The following is a 15357-nucleotide window of genomic DNA, read 5'->3' as shown; positions in this document are numbered from 1 at the left end:
GGTCAGGGGAAATTCGCGCTTGTCGAGCCACGCTCGATGAACTCGGGCTCGAGCATCTGACGGACGTCGGTCGGTCTCACTCCCTCGAGGAGATCGAACGCGATACGCGCGCTACGACGACCCAGCTCGAAACCGGGGAGGCGCACGGTCGTCAGCGGCGGGTCGAGATGGTCAACGAGCGGCGCATCGTTGTAGCCGACTACTGAGATGTCCTCGGGACACCGCAATCTGGCGGCTCTAATCGCATCGATCGCGCCGATTGCCATCAGGTCGTTGTGCGCGAAGACCGCAGTGGGTCGCCTGTCAGGCGGCTGACGCAGAAGCATCTCCGCCTGACGTCGCCCCTCCTCGACGGTGCTCTCCGGCGCATGGGCACCTGTCGACACATCGGAGGCTTCGGGGTGCTCGCGCATCGCCGCGCCGAACCCCCGCGCGCGCTCGACGAAGGAGGATATCTGGAACGTACCTGGTATCTGGGCGATGCGCCGGTGCCCCAGAGCCAGGAGGTGTTCTACCGCCACCCGGGCACCCACGAAGTCGTCCGGCAATACCTCGAGGTGACGTCGCTCGGCACCGGCGAGCCCGGACGAACCGAATCCTCGTACCGCCAGCACCACCGGAACCCGGCGCTCGAGATCCGAGACGAAATCCTCGTCATCGACCTGCGCGGCACTCAGGATGATGCAATCCACCTGATTGCGCAGAAGTCGGATCACGACGCTACGCAGGATCGCCGGGTCATCGTGGGTTTCGGCCACAAGTGGCGTATAGGTGCCGGTGCGGGCTTCGTGCTCGATCCCTCGCAGCAAGGAAACCACGAAGGAGTTGGCCAAGTCGGCTACCACGACGCCGATCGTGCCCGTTCTCCCCCGGCGCAGACTTTGCGCGACCGCGTTCGTACGATAGCCGAGCCCCTCTGCCACGGCGTGCACCCGCGCCTTGGTCGCCTCGCTCACGAGGTGGGATTGGTCATCACTCAGAGCTCGTGACGCCGTCGCGACATGGACGCCCGCCTCGCGCGCGACATCTTTCAGGTTGGGAACTCGGGATTCGGCCATATTCGCACTGTAATGCCCGTTCATTCGCCCGAGGCGCACTCGGTCCGTGCTCCTCGCAGCGCGTACCGATCCCGCGAAGTCTCGGGCCGCGCTGTCGGTACCCTCATCCTGGTCCATGGTCTCGCGAGAGATACTCCGCCACTCAGTACGGGTTGGCGACCATGAGTTCGTCGGCGGGATACTTCGTGAGAATGATCGGACCGTCTTCCGTCACGACGACCTCCTCCTCGATGCGCGCAGCCGAATAGCCGTCACTCGCCGGGCAGTATGTCTCGACCGCGAACACCATGCCGGTCTTGATCTCGACTGGTTCGCGGTAGCTGTTCAGCCGTGAGATCACCGGCCGCTCGTGAAGTCCGAGCCCGAGTCCGTGGCAGAACTGCAGACCGAAGGCCGAGAGCTCGTCATCGAACCCCAGAGACTCCGCGGTGGGGAACAACGACGCGATCTCGTCTGAGCCCACCCCGGGCTTGATGGCTGCGATCGCGTTGTCCATCCACTCCCGCGCCTGCGAGTATGCACTCTTCTGGGGACCTGTCGCACGACCCACACTGAACGTGCGGTAATAGCACGTGCGATACCCGTTGAACGAGTGGATGATGTCGAAGAACGCCTGATCGCCCGGACGGATGATCCGGTCGGTGAAGTTGTGCGGATGCGGGTTGCAACGCTCTCCGGAGATCGCGTTGATCGCCTCCACCTGATCGGAGCCGTACTCGTAGAGCTTCTTCGCCGCCAAAGCGACGATGTCGCTCTCGCGCACACCGGGCTTCAGCGCTTCGACGATGTCGGTATAGACACCGTCGACCATCGCCGCTGCCTGGTTCAACAGCATGATCTCGTCGGCGCTCTTGATCTCGCGGGCATCGAGCATGTGCTGCTGGGCGTCGACCACTGTGAGGCCCTGGCGCTGCATCTCGAAAAGGAACGGTGGCTCGACGATGTCGATCCCGACCGGGCTATTGTGCAGCCCGAGGTCCTTGAGGATGCCCTTGATCTCGGTCACGGCATCGACCATGAGGCCCGCGGTGGGAGCCACCGCGCCCCGGAATCCGAGGAAGCCGGGATGATTGTGGTCCTGCTTCAGCCATGGCGAGTAGAGCTGGTGGTGCTTGACCGCAGAACCGAAGTCCCACAGGTGCGGCTCCCCGCCACGCGTGAGCAGGGCGTACCGGATCATCTTGTCGCCCAGCGCGCCACCGACCCACGACGACGTGGTGTAGCGGATGTTATAGAAGTCGAACAACAGGAAGGCACCGCATTCGCTCGCTTCCAGCGCGGCTTGGGCGCGCTGGAGGCGATAGTCCCGAAGGCGGGAGAAGTCGACCCGCATCTCGTAGTCGACACCCATCTGTCCGGGAGTCAGGAGCGGTCGGGGAGTGTTGGCGGCCTCGGCCATCGGTGGCGATCTCTCTATTGGGACGGTGGTCGTATTCGACGGTACCGCAAATTCAAACGATTGCATTGCGAGCGGAAACCGATCCCCTGGGGAATCGCAACCACTTCCTCCGGATCGTGAGGTGACCATCAGATGGCCGACTTAGCTGACCATCCAGCAGTCACGACACGCAGCATCGCGCTGCCCGGAACGAGAGGAGGAAGAGGCAGCCCGCTCATCAAGAGAGGCTGCCCACCCTGTCCGCTCTTTATCGAACTGCGGCGATGCCGTCGATCTCGATCGTCGCGCCGTTGTAGAGGGAGTGCACACCGATGACGGTGCTCGCGGAAGGCGTGGTCGTCTTGACGATGCCGTTGCGCGTCTCTCGCCAGGTGTGAAGCTTCTCCTGGTCGAGTTCCGTGATGTACACGTTCACGCGAACCAGGTCGTCATACGTGACGCCGGCGGCATGCAGGGCGCGCTCGAACTCGCCGTACGTGAGTTCGATAGCGCGAACGAAGTCGGTGGGCACAGATCCGTCTTCTTCGAACCCAACCTGCCCAGAGATGAAGATGAGCTCACCCGCGGTGACGCGGGTGCTGTCAGAGATGCCGGGAACCACGGGAGCCGGGATGCGGGAGATACGTTCGTTGGTCATATTCATTACTCCTTGTTGAATGCGAATGGTCGGAAGGTTCTCATTCGTCTCGTCCGTAGACGACGCAGAACGGGACGGAAGATGTGGGTAGCGAAGATCGGTCCGAGAGCGTGTGCCACCGGCGGTTGTGATACACGAGAGGAATCGGCTCCTGGTCGACGTCTTCGCCGTGCTGCTTGGACTCGATCGCCTCAACGAGGATCAGGGTCGAGCCGTTGGCATCCACCCGCTGTACGACCCGTCCGCGCAACCAGTGCGCCCCCGGGTAGTAAGGCTCACCGGTGGGGAGCCGGCTCCACTCGACGTCCGGTCCGAACCGGTCGACCCCCCGCTGCGCACCCAGCTTGGCAAGGGCGACCTGGTCTGCAGCGAGCATGTGCACGACGACTGTCTCAGCCTTGAGGATCGTCGGCGTACTCGAAGAGAGGGCCGACGCCGAGAAGACGAGCGTCGGCGGATCGATGGACACCGATGCGACAGAGCTGACGGTCATCGCGACCGGGCCATCGCCAGCGTCGGCGGTGACGATCGCGACGCCGGCCGGGTGCGACCGGAAGGCGAAGCGAAAGTCATCAGCGGAGATGGCGGAATGAGTCTCAGTCATGGTCATTTTCTCACCGTTCACTTGGTTGTTTTCGAAGTCGGTCTCGACCGGGGACTCACACCACAGGCAGGACAAAGCGGGCATCGCCTTCACGGCCCACCATCACCCGCCCGAGAGCCTCGTAGCCACTCGCCGAGAGGGTGTGCCCGTGTCGGGCTGCTGCTGCCTGATCACGCCAGATCCGCTGGAGCACCGACGAGTCGGAGAACCCTGCGGAGCCGTGCGCCGTCACTAGATCACCGATGAGTTGAGTGATCGTGTCGATGACCCAGCCCGCCTTCGCACGCAATGCAATGCGATCGGCGTAAGGCGCATACTCGCCTCGTTCGGCCGTGAGGTAGATCTCGTCAGCGACCTGCTCAGCCAGAGCTTCGGCCGCCGCGAGCTGAACCGCAGCTTTGGCGAGCGTGTACTGAAAGATCGTCGAATCCGCCTGACGGTCATATCCCGTGAAGGCGATGGACTTGGTTCCCGCCGCCGCCACCACGAAGTCCAGTGCTGCGCGGCCCATTCCCAGGTGGGGCCCCACCAAGTTCATGAAGAGCGACGGCACGAACATCGTGCGATACGACGTCTCCTGGTTGCTGCCGATGTACTCACCCTCGATCGCTGCGGTCAGCCGGAAGATGCGGTGACTCGGCACAAGAACATCGTTCGCGAGCTGGGTGACGCTCGCCGTCGACTTCATCCCAGCGACGAACCAGTCGTCCTCAAAGGTGAGGTCCTCTCGAGGGATCAACGCAACACCGGCGTCGATGATCTCACCCGCGACGTTCTTGAGCGGCACGCCGAGAAGCGACCATTCTGCCTCGCGGCTGCCCGTGCCGTACGCCCATCGACCGGTGATGCGGTATCCCCCGTCAACGACGACGGCCTCTGACGTGGTGGCAAGGACGATGGAGACGAGCGCGCCCGCCTTCCCCCGCTCCCCCCAGACATCGCCCTGCGCCTGATCGCTCATGAGGCTCAGCACCCAAGCGCCGGTGTTGTAGATGCCGGCCATCCAGGCGAGGCTGCCGTCGCCGGCACCGATCGCACTCGTCACGGCCTGCACGTCACGAGTGTTGCCGGCGAGCCCGCCAAACTTCTCCGGCGCCGACACGCTGAATGCTCCCGTGGCCCGTACAGCCTCGAAGATGCGTTCCGGAACACGCCGGGAGAGGTCTCCTTCACGTCCGCCTTCTGCGAGCTCGGGGCGAAGCGCCGTGATTCGATCGATGACTTCAGTGATCGATGGTCGAACAAGTGTGTCAAACAAGGGTGTTCCTCCTCGGGACGTCTGAATTTTTGAAGCAAGAGACAAAATGCAAACGATTGCTTGCGCCTTATGCTAGGCCGAGATTGTTGCAGCGATGTTTCAAGGTCGTAAGTTGCCGGATTCGCCTGCGTCGCATGGGAAGAGTGCCGCCGCCTGCAGGCTATGCATCGAAGACCTCCGGATGTCGAACCAGTTCGAGCCGACTGCGACGGATATGTCGGCGGAGGACCTGCTCGGCCTCGTCGGCATCTCGACGACGTAGAGCCGTGACCAGAAGGTGATGGTCGTGATGCACCGCATCATCGCCCTCGCGATAGAAGAGGCGCGTCGCAGTCCTCCGATAGTGCTGCGTGCGATTCCACAGGCGAAAGACCGTCTCGCCGAGAACAGTGGTCTGCACAGCCTGCAGGCTCGAGTGATGGAACTCGCGATCCAGGAGCAGAAAGCGCTCGACATCGGAGGTGCTCGCCATCGCGTTGGCAAGGGAATCCATGTTGTCGATCACCGAGTCCGACAGGAGAGGGACGTTCAACCCGAGAAGCAGCGGTTCCAGACTCTCCCGCATGCGATACATCTCCTCGCAGTCCGAGATCGTGAGCCTCGACACCCAGGCGCCGGTGTTCGCGACGAGCGTGACGAGGCCCTCCGCCTCCAGCATCCGCAACGCCTCGCGCACGGGCAAGCGACTGGCGCCGAGCTGATCGGCGAGCTGGCCTTGACGGATACGCTCGCCCGGTGCGTATTCACCCAAGAGGATGGCATCACGCAGCGTCGCCGCGATGCGAGCGCCGGTCGCACCGTGGATGAGCGTGCTGGTCTCTATCGACATGTCGACCTCATCGCTCGGGGTGCGCCGGGTGCCAGAGCAGGCTGTCGGCTTGCTTCTCGTACGCCTTGCCCTGGGGGAAGCTCACAAGTTCGAACTGCAGACCCCACGGGCTGGTGAAATAGACCCAGCGCTGGCCTTCCGCAGCCTGGGCACTGGATGTCGGAGACCCCATGACCTCGACGCCGTTGTCATTCAGGTAGCGCACGGCCTCGTCGATGTCATCGACGTAGAACGCGATGTGAAACCCGCCGAGGTCGCTGTTGCGGGGATGGGGCGCCTGACCATCGGCCGCCTCATAGAGGAAGACCTCGAAGTTGGCCCCGTTGCCCAGCCGGAAGAAGCGGATCTCACTGATGACAGTGCGCGGATGCACTCCCAGATGCGTGTGCATCCAGTCGCCGTCTGATTTCTTCGATCCGAGGGTGTAGACGCGTTCGCAACCGAGGATGTCGACGAGGAATCGCTCAGCTTCTTCCAGATCCGGGACGGTGAATCCGATGTGGTCGGTCCCGTGGATGCCGGGGATGCCCGGCCGCACGGCGTCAGCCATATGTGGACTCCTCTGTCGCAACCAAATTGGATACACCGTACCCGTATCGGCAGTCTACGACGATATATTCCGATATGCAAACGTTTGTATTGGATCCGATACTCCGCTACCGTCGACTCAGCGGTCTAGGTGATCGCGCGAGAGGAATGGCGAAGATGCCGAAGAAGAAGCGACTCCAGACCGGCGTCGACTGGTTCCAGCTGACCACCACCGACGCGGATTGGAATGCAGCCGATCCCGCACTTCTGGGGACCATGCTGAGTGAACTGCATCTGATCCGCGCGTTCGAGGAGACGGTCCTCGAGATCGCCGGCGAGGGACTCGTCCATGGGCCAGCGCACTCGAGCATCGGGCAGGAAGGTGGAGCAGTCGGCTCAATCGTCGGGCTTCGCTCCACCGACGGCGTCAACGGGTCTCACCGGGGTCACCATCAGTTCCTCGCGAAAGCTCTCACCCACGTCAGCGCCGGAACGATCGATCCCGCCGAGCCGGTGAACGACGACATCCAGACGGTCCTGCAGCGGACCCTGGCGGAGATCCTTGGCCTCGCGCAGGGCTACTGCCGTGGCCGCGGCGGGTCGATGCACCTCCAGTGGTTCGAAGCCGGGGCACTCGGAACCAATGCGATCGTCGGCGGCGGCGCACCGATGGCCACCGGTAACGCCTGGGCGCAGAAGCACTCAGGGACGACGGATCTGTCCATCAACTACTTCGGCGACGGCGCAGCGCAGATCGGCTCGGTGCTGGAGTCGATGAACCTCGCTGCCGCATGGAAGCTGCCGGTCTGCTTCTTCGTGGAGAACAACCTCTACGCGGTGTCGACGCGCGCCGACGAGATCACCGCGGATCCGAGGTTCTCCGTCCGCGGCCAGGGCTTCGGAATCCCCTCCTGGCGTGTGGACGGAATGGACCCGCTCGCGGTGCACCTGGCAACCCTGGAGGCATCAGAGCGGATGCGCTCGGGCGAAGGCCCGACCGTCATCGAGGCAGAGGTGTACCGGTTCTTCCACCAGAACGGCGCCTACCCCGGCAGCGCGTTCGGATACCGCACGAAGGAGGAGGAGGCACTCTGGCTCGCCCGCGATCCCCTGGACCTCGTGGCCCGGCACATGATCCGTCGTGGACTCATCGAGGACGCCGGCGTCTCGGCCCTTCGCGAACGCGTTCAGGCTGCGATGACGGAGGCCGCAGCTCAACTTCTCGAGTCAGATCCGGATCGCCCCGGAAAGCGCCGCATCCGACCGGAGCTGTGGCCGGAGACGAGCTTCGTAAACGTGGGCGTCAGAGGCGACGGTAGCGAGTTGCAGGGTCTCCCCGCGCTCGATGAGTCCGCTCCCCTGCGCCCGGTGAAGTTCATCGAGGCCGTGGCCCAGGTGATGGACCGCCGCATGGAGACGGACCCGCGCATCGTCGTGATGGGCGAAGACGTGCATCGCCTCAACGGAGGCACCAACGGCGCCACCAAGGGGCTGCCGAAGAAGTACGGCGAGGATCGCATCCTCGGCACCCCCATCAGCGAGAACGCCTTCGTCGGTCTCGCCGGTGGCCTCGCCCTGGACGGCCGCTTCCGTCCGGTCGTCGAGTTCATGTACCCGGACTTCATGTGGGTGGCCGCCGACCAGGTTTTCAACCAGATCGGCAAGGCGCGGCACATGTTCGGTGGCGACAACGATGTGCCTCTCGTGCTGCGCACCAAGGTCGCGATGGGATCCGGCTACGGGTCACAGCACCTGATGGACCCCGCGGGCATCTTCGCGACCAGCCCCGGATGGCGAATCGTCGCCCCCTCCAACGCGAGGGACTACATCGGTCTGATGAATGCGGCTCTCGCGCTGCAGGACCCGGTGCTCGTGATCGAGCATGTCGACCTCTATGGCACAGCTGACGAGATCCCGGAGGGCGATCTCGATTACATCATCGAGCCGGGCTCGGCCGCCGTGCTCCGGGAAGGTTCCGACGTCACCGTCCTCACCTACCTGGCAATGGTCGCTCACTCCAAGGAAGCGATCGAGCAGACCGGCATCGATGCCGAACTCATCGACCTGCGCTGGCTCGACCGGGCATCCATCGACTGGGAAACCATCGGCGACAGCATCCGCAAGACGAACGCCGTGCTGATCGTCGAGCAGGGCTCGCAGGGCACGTCCTACGGCGCATGGCTCGCCGACGAGATCCAGCGGCGATTCTTCGACTGGCTCGATCAGCCGGTCGCCCGAGTCACCGGAGAAGAAGCATCGCCCAGCATCTCTCGCGTGTTGGAGCGGGCAGCCATCGCCCGCACGGAAGAAGTGGTCGCGGGCCTGGAAGCAGTCCGCGCCGGATTCGGATCCTGATCATGGTTGAAATCATCCGCATGCCCGAGATCCTCGCTGGCGCCGAAGAAGCGGCTGTCCAGTCTTGGCTCGTCTCCCCGGGCGATACCATCGCACAGAATCAGCCGATCGCCGAGATCGAGACCGACAAGGCGAGCGTCGAGATGCTGTCGGAGGCCGCCGGAGTGGTTGGACGCCTCCTCGTTCCCGAGGGCGACAGCGTGGCGGTGGGCGATCCGATCTTCGTGATGCTCGCCCCCGGCGACAGCGAGAAGGATATCGATGCTGCTCTCGCGGCTATCGGCCTGGGCGAGACGCCATCGGCGCCGCCCGCAGAGGCCACCGATCCAGAGCCGCAACCGTCGAACTCGGCCCAGCCGACGCCCCCGGTCACTGCGATGGAGCAGGCGACCGTCCCCGCCCCGGAGCAGAGCGATGCAGCTGAAGCGCGTCGACTCTTCGCTACCCCCATCGTCCGTCGGCTCGCGGAACAGCACGGCGTGGCGTTGCAAGACGTACAAGGAACCGGTCCCAACGGGCGGATCGTGCGTCGCGACTTCGAGACGCACCTGACCCGGCTGACGACAGCTCCTCCCGTTCCGGTCGCGCCCTCTCCCGCGCCCGCGCAGGAGCCGTCGAGTGCGAGCACTTCGGAGGTCGCGGCTGCCGGCACAGCACCCTACGAGGACATCCCCCTCGATCGCATGCGCAAGGCGATCGCCCGTCGCCTCACCGAGAGCAAGTCGACCGTGCCGCACTTCTATCTTGTGGCCGACTGCCGCGTGGACGAGTTGATGGCCCTGCGTGCGACGGTGAACCAGACGGCGAGTCGCAAGATCTCCGTCAACGACTTCGTGGTGAAGGCCGTCGGCGCAGCTCTCATGGAGGTCTCGCAGGCGAACGCGACGTGGAACGGCGACAGCATCCGTCAGTTCTCCTCCGCAGATGTCTCGGTCGCCGTCGCCACGGAAGGCGGCCTGACCACTCCGGTGCTGCGCGGAATCGAACGCATGTCGCTGACAGAAGTGAGCGCCACCATCGCCGAGATGGCGGAGCGCGCACGCTCAGGGCGGCTCAAGCAGCACGAGCTCGAGGGAGGCAGCTTCTCTGTATCGAACCTCGGCATGTACGGCACGTCGCAGTTCACCGCCATCCTCAACCCGCCGCAGGCGGGAATCCTCGCGGTCGGCGCCGCGCGGGCGGTGCCGGTGATCGACTCGGACGGGGCTCTCTCTACCGGGAAGGTCATGACCGTGACGCTCTCAGCTGACCATCGCGTACTGGACGGGGCGGTCGCGGCCCTGTGGCTCGCCGCCTTCCAACGACGCATCGAGAACCCTCTCACCATCCTGATCTGACCTGACCTGACCTGACGAAAGAAAGCAACCATGGCAATCATGCGAAGTGTCAACCCCACCACCGGGGAGGAACTGGCGACGTTCGAGCAGGATAGCGACACTGTCGTCGAACAGAAGCTGGCCGCCGCCAACACCGCTGTACCGCAGCTCAAGGCGGCAGGGTGGGCTCGCCGAGCCGAGCTCATGAACGCCGCCGCGGACCTCCTGGAGGCTGACCTCGAAGTGGTCGCGGCGATGATCACGGACGAGATGGGCAAGCCCATCGCACAGTCGCGTGGTGAGGTGGCGAAGTCCGTCTACGCGATGCGATATTACGCCGAGAACGCCGAAGGTTTCCTCAGCGGGCGCACTCTCGACGACCCCTCCGCGGTCGGCGCGAGCCAAGCTGGCACGCGCTTCGACCCGCTCGGCGTCGTCCTCGCCGTCATGCCGTGGAACTACCCCATCTGGCAGGTCATCCGTTTCGCGGCACCGGCCTTGATGGCCGGGAACGCGGGCATCCTGAAGCACGCCTCGAACGTGCCTCAGGCGGCGGTCTACCTCGGCAGTCTCTTCACGCGTGCGGGCTTTCCTCAAGGCTCCTTCTCGACCCTTCTCATCGGCGCTGGACGGGTCGAGAGCGTCATCCGGGATCCGCGCGTATCCGCCGTCACGCTGACCGGTTCTGAGCCAGCCGGGAGGTCGGTCGCGTCGATCGCCGGCGACGTGCTGAAGAAAGTCGTGCTCGAGCTCGGCGGCTCAGACCCGTTCATCGTGATGCCCTCTGCCGACCTCGAGGCGGCCGCGGAAATGGCTGTGAAGGCCCGCACCAGCAACAATGGTCAGGCCTGCATCAACGCGAAGCGCTTCATCGTGCACACCGATGCCTACGCCGTGTTCTCCGAGAAGTTCGCCGCGAAGATGGCGCAGTTGCAGATCGGCGATCCGCAGGACGAGAGCACCGACATCGGACCCCTGGCGACTTCGTCGGGCCGCAACGACATCGTCGAGCTGGTCGATGATGCACGAGAGAAGGGCGCGGACATCATCGTGGGCGGCTCTTTCGACGACAGCGCCGACGGATGGTTCTACCCGCCTACCGTGATCGCGGGGATCACTCCGGAGATGCGCCTGTTCGAGGAAGAGGCCTTCGGACCTGTCGCAAGCCTGTACGAAGCCGCGTCGCTCGAAGACGCTCTGAACATTGCCAACGGTCTCGACTTCGGCCTGGGCTCGGCGTTCTGGAGCTCGGATGAAGCGGAGATCGGACACGCGATCAAGACGATCGAGTCCGGCGCCGTCTTCATCAACGGCATGACCATCTCCTATCCCGAGCTGCCCTTCGGAGGCATCAAGCGCTCCGGGTACGGCCGCGAGCTCTCGGCGGAGGGCATCCGGGAGTTCTGCAACCTCAAGACGGTGTGGGTCGCTTGACCCACCAAGACGCGTAGCGGAACTCACCCGAGAGCGCGCGACGTATGCAGAACGGCCCCGTGGAGAGGTCCACGGGGCCGTTCTGCATGCCCGGGCGCAGCGCCTCAGCGACAGGAGAAGGGGCCCTCGGCGCGGTGGGACGTCTCCGTCGCCGCTCCGAGGGCCCCTTTTCGTCCAACGATCAGAAGGGCTGAACGTTGTCCTCGATACCGAAGAGGAACTTGCCGTAGACCTCGGCGCCGATCTCCGGGTGCACCAGAGCGTGACGGCTCGCGGTCTCGCTGTTGCGCCAGAAACGCTGCAGCGGATTGATCTCGGCGAAGCTGAAGGCTCCGGCGATGCTGAGGCAGCGGTTGATCGACTTGCGCACGAGCGCTGCCGCCTGGCCGTTGTCCATACGAGTCCTGGCACGCTCTTCCACCGTCATCGGGCGACGGTCACGGGCGGCGGAGTCGATGATCGCAACACTGCGCGTGACGAGCAGGTACGCCTGGTCTGCCTCGGACTGCGCCTTGGCCAGCTCGATCTGGTGCACCACCGAGTTCTTCGCGTGCTGGTACACCGAGTACGTGATCGGCTTCTCACCGACGCCACGGGCGATCTCGATGGCACCGCGCGCCATTCCGATCTGCGCAGCGCTCAGCACGATCTCCGCGACAGGCACGAAGGAGGCATTGTAGTTGTCCTCCTCGGCCCAGACCCGGGGGTACTGCTCGGTCGCGAAGTTCCCGATCGGCTCGATGCGGTGGTCAGGGATGAAGATGTCCTCGACGAAGACGGTGTTCGAACCCGTTCCGCGCATACCGGCCACGTACCAGGTGTCCCTGATGTTCGAGTCCGACTTCGGGATCAGCACGAGCGAGTTCACGGGGAGACCGTTCTCATCCTCGCCCGTGCGCACCGGCACGATGGACCAGTCCGCGTGCAGCGACCCGGTGGAGTAGCCCCACTCGCCCGTGAGGCGGATGCCGCCCTCGACGCGCTCGAACTTCTTGGTGGAATTCGCCTGCATGAAGGGACCACCCGGCGAGAGCACGGCGGCGACGGATGCGCGGGGGTTGGAGCCGAAGACGTCTTCCTGAGCCTGCTCGGAGAACAGGGTGGCGAACCACGTGGACGAGTTCAGCAGCGCTGAAACCCAACCGGTGGCACCGTCAGCCTGGCCGACGGCCGCAACGGTATCGATGAAGGTGCGGAAGTTGCCGCCGAGGCCGCCCCAGCGCTTCGGGATCGAGATGTGCAGAAGACCTGCGTCCCGCATCGCCGTGATGACCTCTTCCGAGACACGACGGTTCTCCTCACCCTGCTGGGCGTACTCGCGGATCAGAGGCTGCAGTGCCTGTGCTTTCGCGATGATCTCGTAGTCGGGGCCGGGCGCGCCGAAAAAGGCGTCCATGGCCGGTGCTTCTTGAACTGAACTGCTCACTGTCGCTCTCCTTCGATGACGCCGGCCTGGAGCCTGCGTGTGATTGCAATCGTTTGCTTCTATCGATGATGGTATACGCCCGATGGCTACTTTTGTGTTTCGGTTTTGAAAACTTCCGCCCTGCGAAGGCTGAGCGCGAACCGGACCTGGCTATCGGGTCGCAGTGAAGTCGATGTCCACCAAGGCTGCGAGGAAGTCACTCAGCTCCGCCGCCATGTCGACCGCCTCGGGATTCAACAGCCATTGCACCTGCAACCCGTCCATCATCGCGAGGGTAGCCACGGCGGCGCTTCGCGGCGCGACTCCCGGTCGCGTGCGATTCTGCCGCTCCAGATCTTCGAACGCCTTGCGCAGGTTGGTGCGGGCTTCTTCATAACGAGCAATGAAGTAGTCCCGCGCGGGGTGCCCGGGTTGCGTGGCCTCCGCGGACAGGACGCAGTACAACTCGACAACGCCGGGCGCGGAGGCGTTACGAGCCGCCGTGGTGACCAGCCCGCGCAGAGTCACGTCTCCATCGCCCTCGGCCATGCGCACCCATTCCAGGCTGTGCTGATCGCGGCGATCCAACACAGCCGCCAGCAGCGCAGGCTTGGTCGGGAAGTGGTGCAGCAGCCCCGCCTCACTCATTCCGACCCGCTCAGCCACATCGCGGAGCGATCCCGCACGATACCCCACTTGGGCGAACACTTCGAGCGCAGCATCGAGAATCGCTACCCGCTTCGCTCCTGTCTTCGCATACTCCCCGCGGGGCTTCCGCTTGCGCGAATCCGTCATGATCTCCCTCGTACACTCCGGGGTCGACGGATACGCCGGCCCCCTCCATTCTGCAACCCCCACGCGGAGCCCGTTTCGTACAGTGATACTAAATTTTGCAAAAACCTAGTGAACATTCATTTTAGGTGCTAGCTTACGCATACAGCGATCCGACGAGGCATCGCCCCTACCAAGAGGACACAGCAAATGATGCGATGGAAGAAGGTCGTCTCCGCAGCGGCCATCGCTGTCACCGCGACGCTCGCGATCGCGGGTTGCGCGGCCGGCGCGAATGAAGACACCGCCAGCGAGACCCTGATTCTCGGCGCCAGCGCCGCTCCTGTCACGTTCGACCCGTCCGGCACGGAGTGGGGAAACCGGTCGCCGTTCTATCAGGCCGTTTTCGACACTCTGCTGCTCGCGACCCCGGAGGGGACCATTGAGCCCTGGCTCGCGACGAAATGGTCGTACAACGAGGACAACACGATCCTCACGCTCACCCTCCGTGATGACGTGACCTTCACAGACGGCACGAAGCTCACCGGTGATGTCGTCGCCACGAACCTCCTTCGCTACAAGGAAGGCACTTCTCCGAACGCGGGGAGCTTCGCCGGTGTGGCGAGTGTCGAGGCTCCTGACGACACCACAGTCGTCATCACCCTCAGCGCGCCCGACCCTGCACTTCTCAGCTATCTGACCCGCGATGCCGGCCTCGTCGGCGCCGCGGATTCGCTCGAGAGCGCCGACGTCGCGACGACGCCGGTCGGCTCCGGCCCGTACATTCTCGACACGGACGCAACTGTCACGGGAACCTCGTACTCCTACACCAAGAATCCGGACTACTGGAACCCGTCAGTCCAGCACTACGACAAGGTCGTCATCAACGTTCTGAGCGACGCCACCGCCGCACTGAACGCGATCAAGGCGGGCGAGGCGAACGGAGTCAAGCTCTCCAGTAACGACGTTGTCTCCGAAGTCGAAGCCGCCGGCTGGACCGTCAGCTCCGCCGAGATCGATTTCCAGGGACTGTTGCTCCTCGACCGAGCCGGGCAGATGAACCCCGCCCTGGGCGACGTGAAGGTGCGTCAGGCGATCAACTACGCGTTCGATCGCAAGGGTCTGCTCAGCGCGCTCCAGTCGGATCGTGGCACCGTGACCACCCAGGTCTTCCCCGCCGGCTCGAAGGCGTTCGATCCGGAGTTGGACGACTACTACACGTACGACCCGGAGAAGGCGAAGAAGCTTCTTGCCGAAGCCGGCTACCCGGACGGTCTCACGCTCGCGATGCCAACGCTCTCGGTGTTCGGAACGACGACCTACGCCCTGATCGCCCAGCAGCTCGCGGATGTAGGGATCACGGTCGAGCCGACGGACGTACCGGTCGGCAACTTCTTCGCCGATCTGCTGGCGCCGAAGTACCCTGCCTCCTTCATGGCACTCGAGCAGAACCCGGACTGGCAGCTGGTTCAGTTCATGATCGCTCCGACCGCGTCGTTCAACCCGTTCAAGTCGCAGGACCCGCAGGTCGACGAGTACCTGAAGCAGATCCAGTACGGCGACGAGGCGACCCAGGCCGCAGTCGCGAAGGAGCTCAACACCTACATCGTGGAGCAGGCCTGGTTCGCCCCGTTCTACCGCGTGCAGGGAAGCTTCGCGACGGACGCCAACACGGCCGTCACGATGCTCCCGACGAACACCTACCCGGCGCTTTACGACTTCCGGCCGAAGAAGTAGTCGCCCTCCGGTCCGCCCGAGAGATC

Annotated in this window: 13 protein-coding genes; 4 read left to right on the top strand and 9 right to left on the bottom strand. The window is 64.2% G+C overall.

Annotated features, from left to right (window positions below):
- Window positions 1-2: 2 nt before the first annotated feature.
- From LTA6_RS09765 to LTA6_RS09735, 7 genes are all read right to left on the bottom strand, one after another.
- On the bottom strand, window positions 3-1058 hold the full coding sequence (locus tag LTA6_RS09765) for a LacI family DNA-binding transcriptional regulator (RefSeq protein WP_341977937.1): 1056 nt from the start codon (window positions 1056-1058) through the stop codon (window positions 3-5).
- 142 nt (window positions 1059-1200) lie between these two features.
- Complete coding sequence (locus LTA6_RS09760) at window positions 1201-2457, bottom strand: Xaa-Pro peptidase family protein (protein WP_341977935.1); 1257 nt, start codon at window positions 2455-2457, stop codon at window positions 1201-1203.
- A gap of 247 nt (window positions 2458-2704) precedes the next feature.
- A complete protein-coding gene (locus LTA6_RS09755) occupies window positions 2705-3094 on the bottom strand; it encodes a RidA family protein (RefSeq protein WP_341977933.1) in 390 nt (129 codons plus the stop codon).
- Window positions 3095-3134: 40 nt separating this feature from the next.
- A complete protein-coding gene (locus tag LTA6_RS09750) occupies window positions 3135-3698 on the bottom strand; it encodes a flavin reductase family protein (protein WP_341977930.1) in 564 nt (187 codons plus the stop codon).
- 55 nt (window positions 3699-3753) lie between these two features.
- Complete coding sequence (locus tag LTA6_RS09745; RefSeq protein ID WP_341977928.1) at window positions 3754-4956, bottom strand: acyl-CoA dehydrogenase family protein; 1203 nt, start codon at window positions 4954-4956, stop codon at window positions 3754-3756.
- Window positions 4957-5116: 160 nt separating this feature from the next.
- On the bottom strand, window positions 5117-5785 hold the full coding sequence (locus LTA6_RS09740) for a GntR family transcriptional regulator (RefSeq protein WP_341977926.1): 669 nt from the start codon (window positions 5783-5785) through the stop codon (window positions 5117-5119).
- Between the two features lie 7 nt (window positions 5786-5792).
- Window positions 5793-6335 (bottom strand): VOC family protein, encoded by a 543-nt coding sequence (locus tag LTA6_RS09735; protein ID WP_341977924.1) that lies wholly within the window; start codon window positions 6333-6335, stop codon window positions 5793-5795.
- Window positions 6336-6490: 155 nt separating this feature from the next.
- Here LTA6_RS09735 and LTA6_RS09730 point away from each other — a divergent pair, with 155 nt between their 5' ends.
- Genes LTA6_RS09730 through LTA6_RS09720 form a run of 3 tightly spaced genes read left to right on the top strand, consistent with a single transcriptional unit; the run spans window position 6491 to window position 11418 of the window.
- On the top strand, window positions 6491-8668 hold the full coding sequence (locus LTA6_RS09730; RefSeq protein ID WP_341977922.1) for a thiamine pyrophosphate-dependent enzyme: 2178 nt from the start codon (window positions 6491-6493) through the stop codon (window positions 8666-8668).
- A 2-nt stretch (window positions 8669-8670) separates the two neighbouring features.
- Entirely contained in the window at window positions 8671-10005 is a 1335-nt protein-coding gene (locus tag LTA6_RS09725) for a dihydrolipoamide acetyltransferase family protein (RefSeq protein ID WP_341977920.1), read from the top strand.
- 30 nt (window positions 10006-10035) lie between these two features.
- Window positions 10036-11418 carry an aldehyde dehydrogenase family protein gene (locus LTA6_RS09720; protein WP_341977918.1) on the top strand — a complete coding sequence of 461 codons (1383 nt, stop codon included), beginning with the start codon at window positions 10036-10038 and terminating at the stop codon, window positions 11416-11418.
- A 181-nt stretch (window positions 11419-11599) separates the two neighbouring features.
- Here LTA6_RS09720 and LTA6_RS09715 read toward each other — a convergent pair whose 3' ends face one another.
- Both LTA6_RS09715 and LTA6_RS09710 read right to left on the bottom strand, forming a co-directional pair.
- The gene (locus LTA6_RS09715; RefSeq protein ID WP_341977916.1) at window positions 11600-12814 is read right to left on the bottom strand and encodes an acyl-CoA dehydrogenase family protein; all 1215 of its coding nucleotides are present in this window, start codon (window positions 12812-12814) and stop codon (window positions 11600-11602) included.
- 180 nt (window positions 12815-12994) lie between these two features.
- Entirely contained in the window at window positions 12995-13618 is a 624-nt protein-coding gene (locus LTA6_RS09710) for a TetR/AcrR family transcriptional regulator (protein ID WP_341977914.1), read from the bottom strand.
- 186 nt (window positions 13619-13804) lie between these two features.
- On the opposite strand from LTA6_RS09710, the gene LTA6_RS09705 reads away from it, so the two are divergent.
- Complete coding sequence (locus LTA6_RS09705; protein WP_341977912.1) at window positions 13805-15331, top strand: ABC transporter substrate-binding protein; 1527 nt, start codon at window positions 13805-13807, stop codon at window positions 15329-15331.
- Window positions 15332-15357: the final 26 nt, after the last annotated feature.

The organism is Microbacterium sp. LTA6 (assembly GCF_045690355.1).
GTDB lineage: Bacteria > Actinomycetota > Actinomycetes > Actinomycetales > Microbacteriaceae > Microbacterium.
Note: the sequence above shows the minus strand (reverse complement) of the source record. Positions and strands in the feature narration are given on the sequence as shown.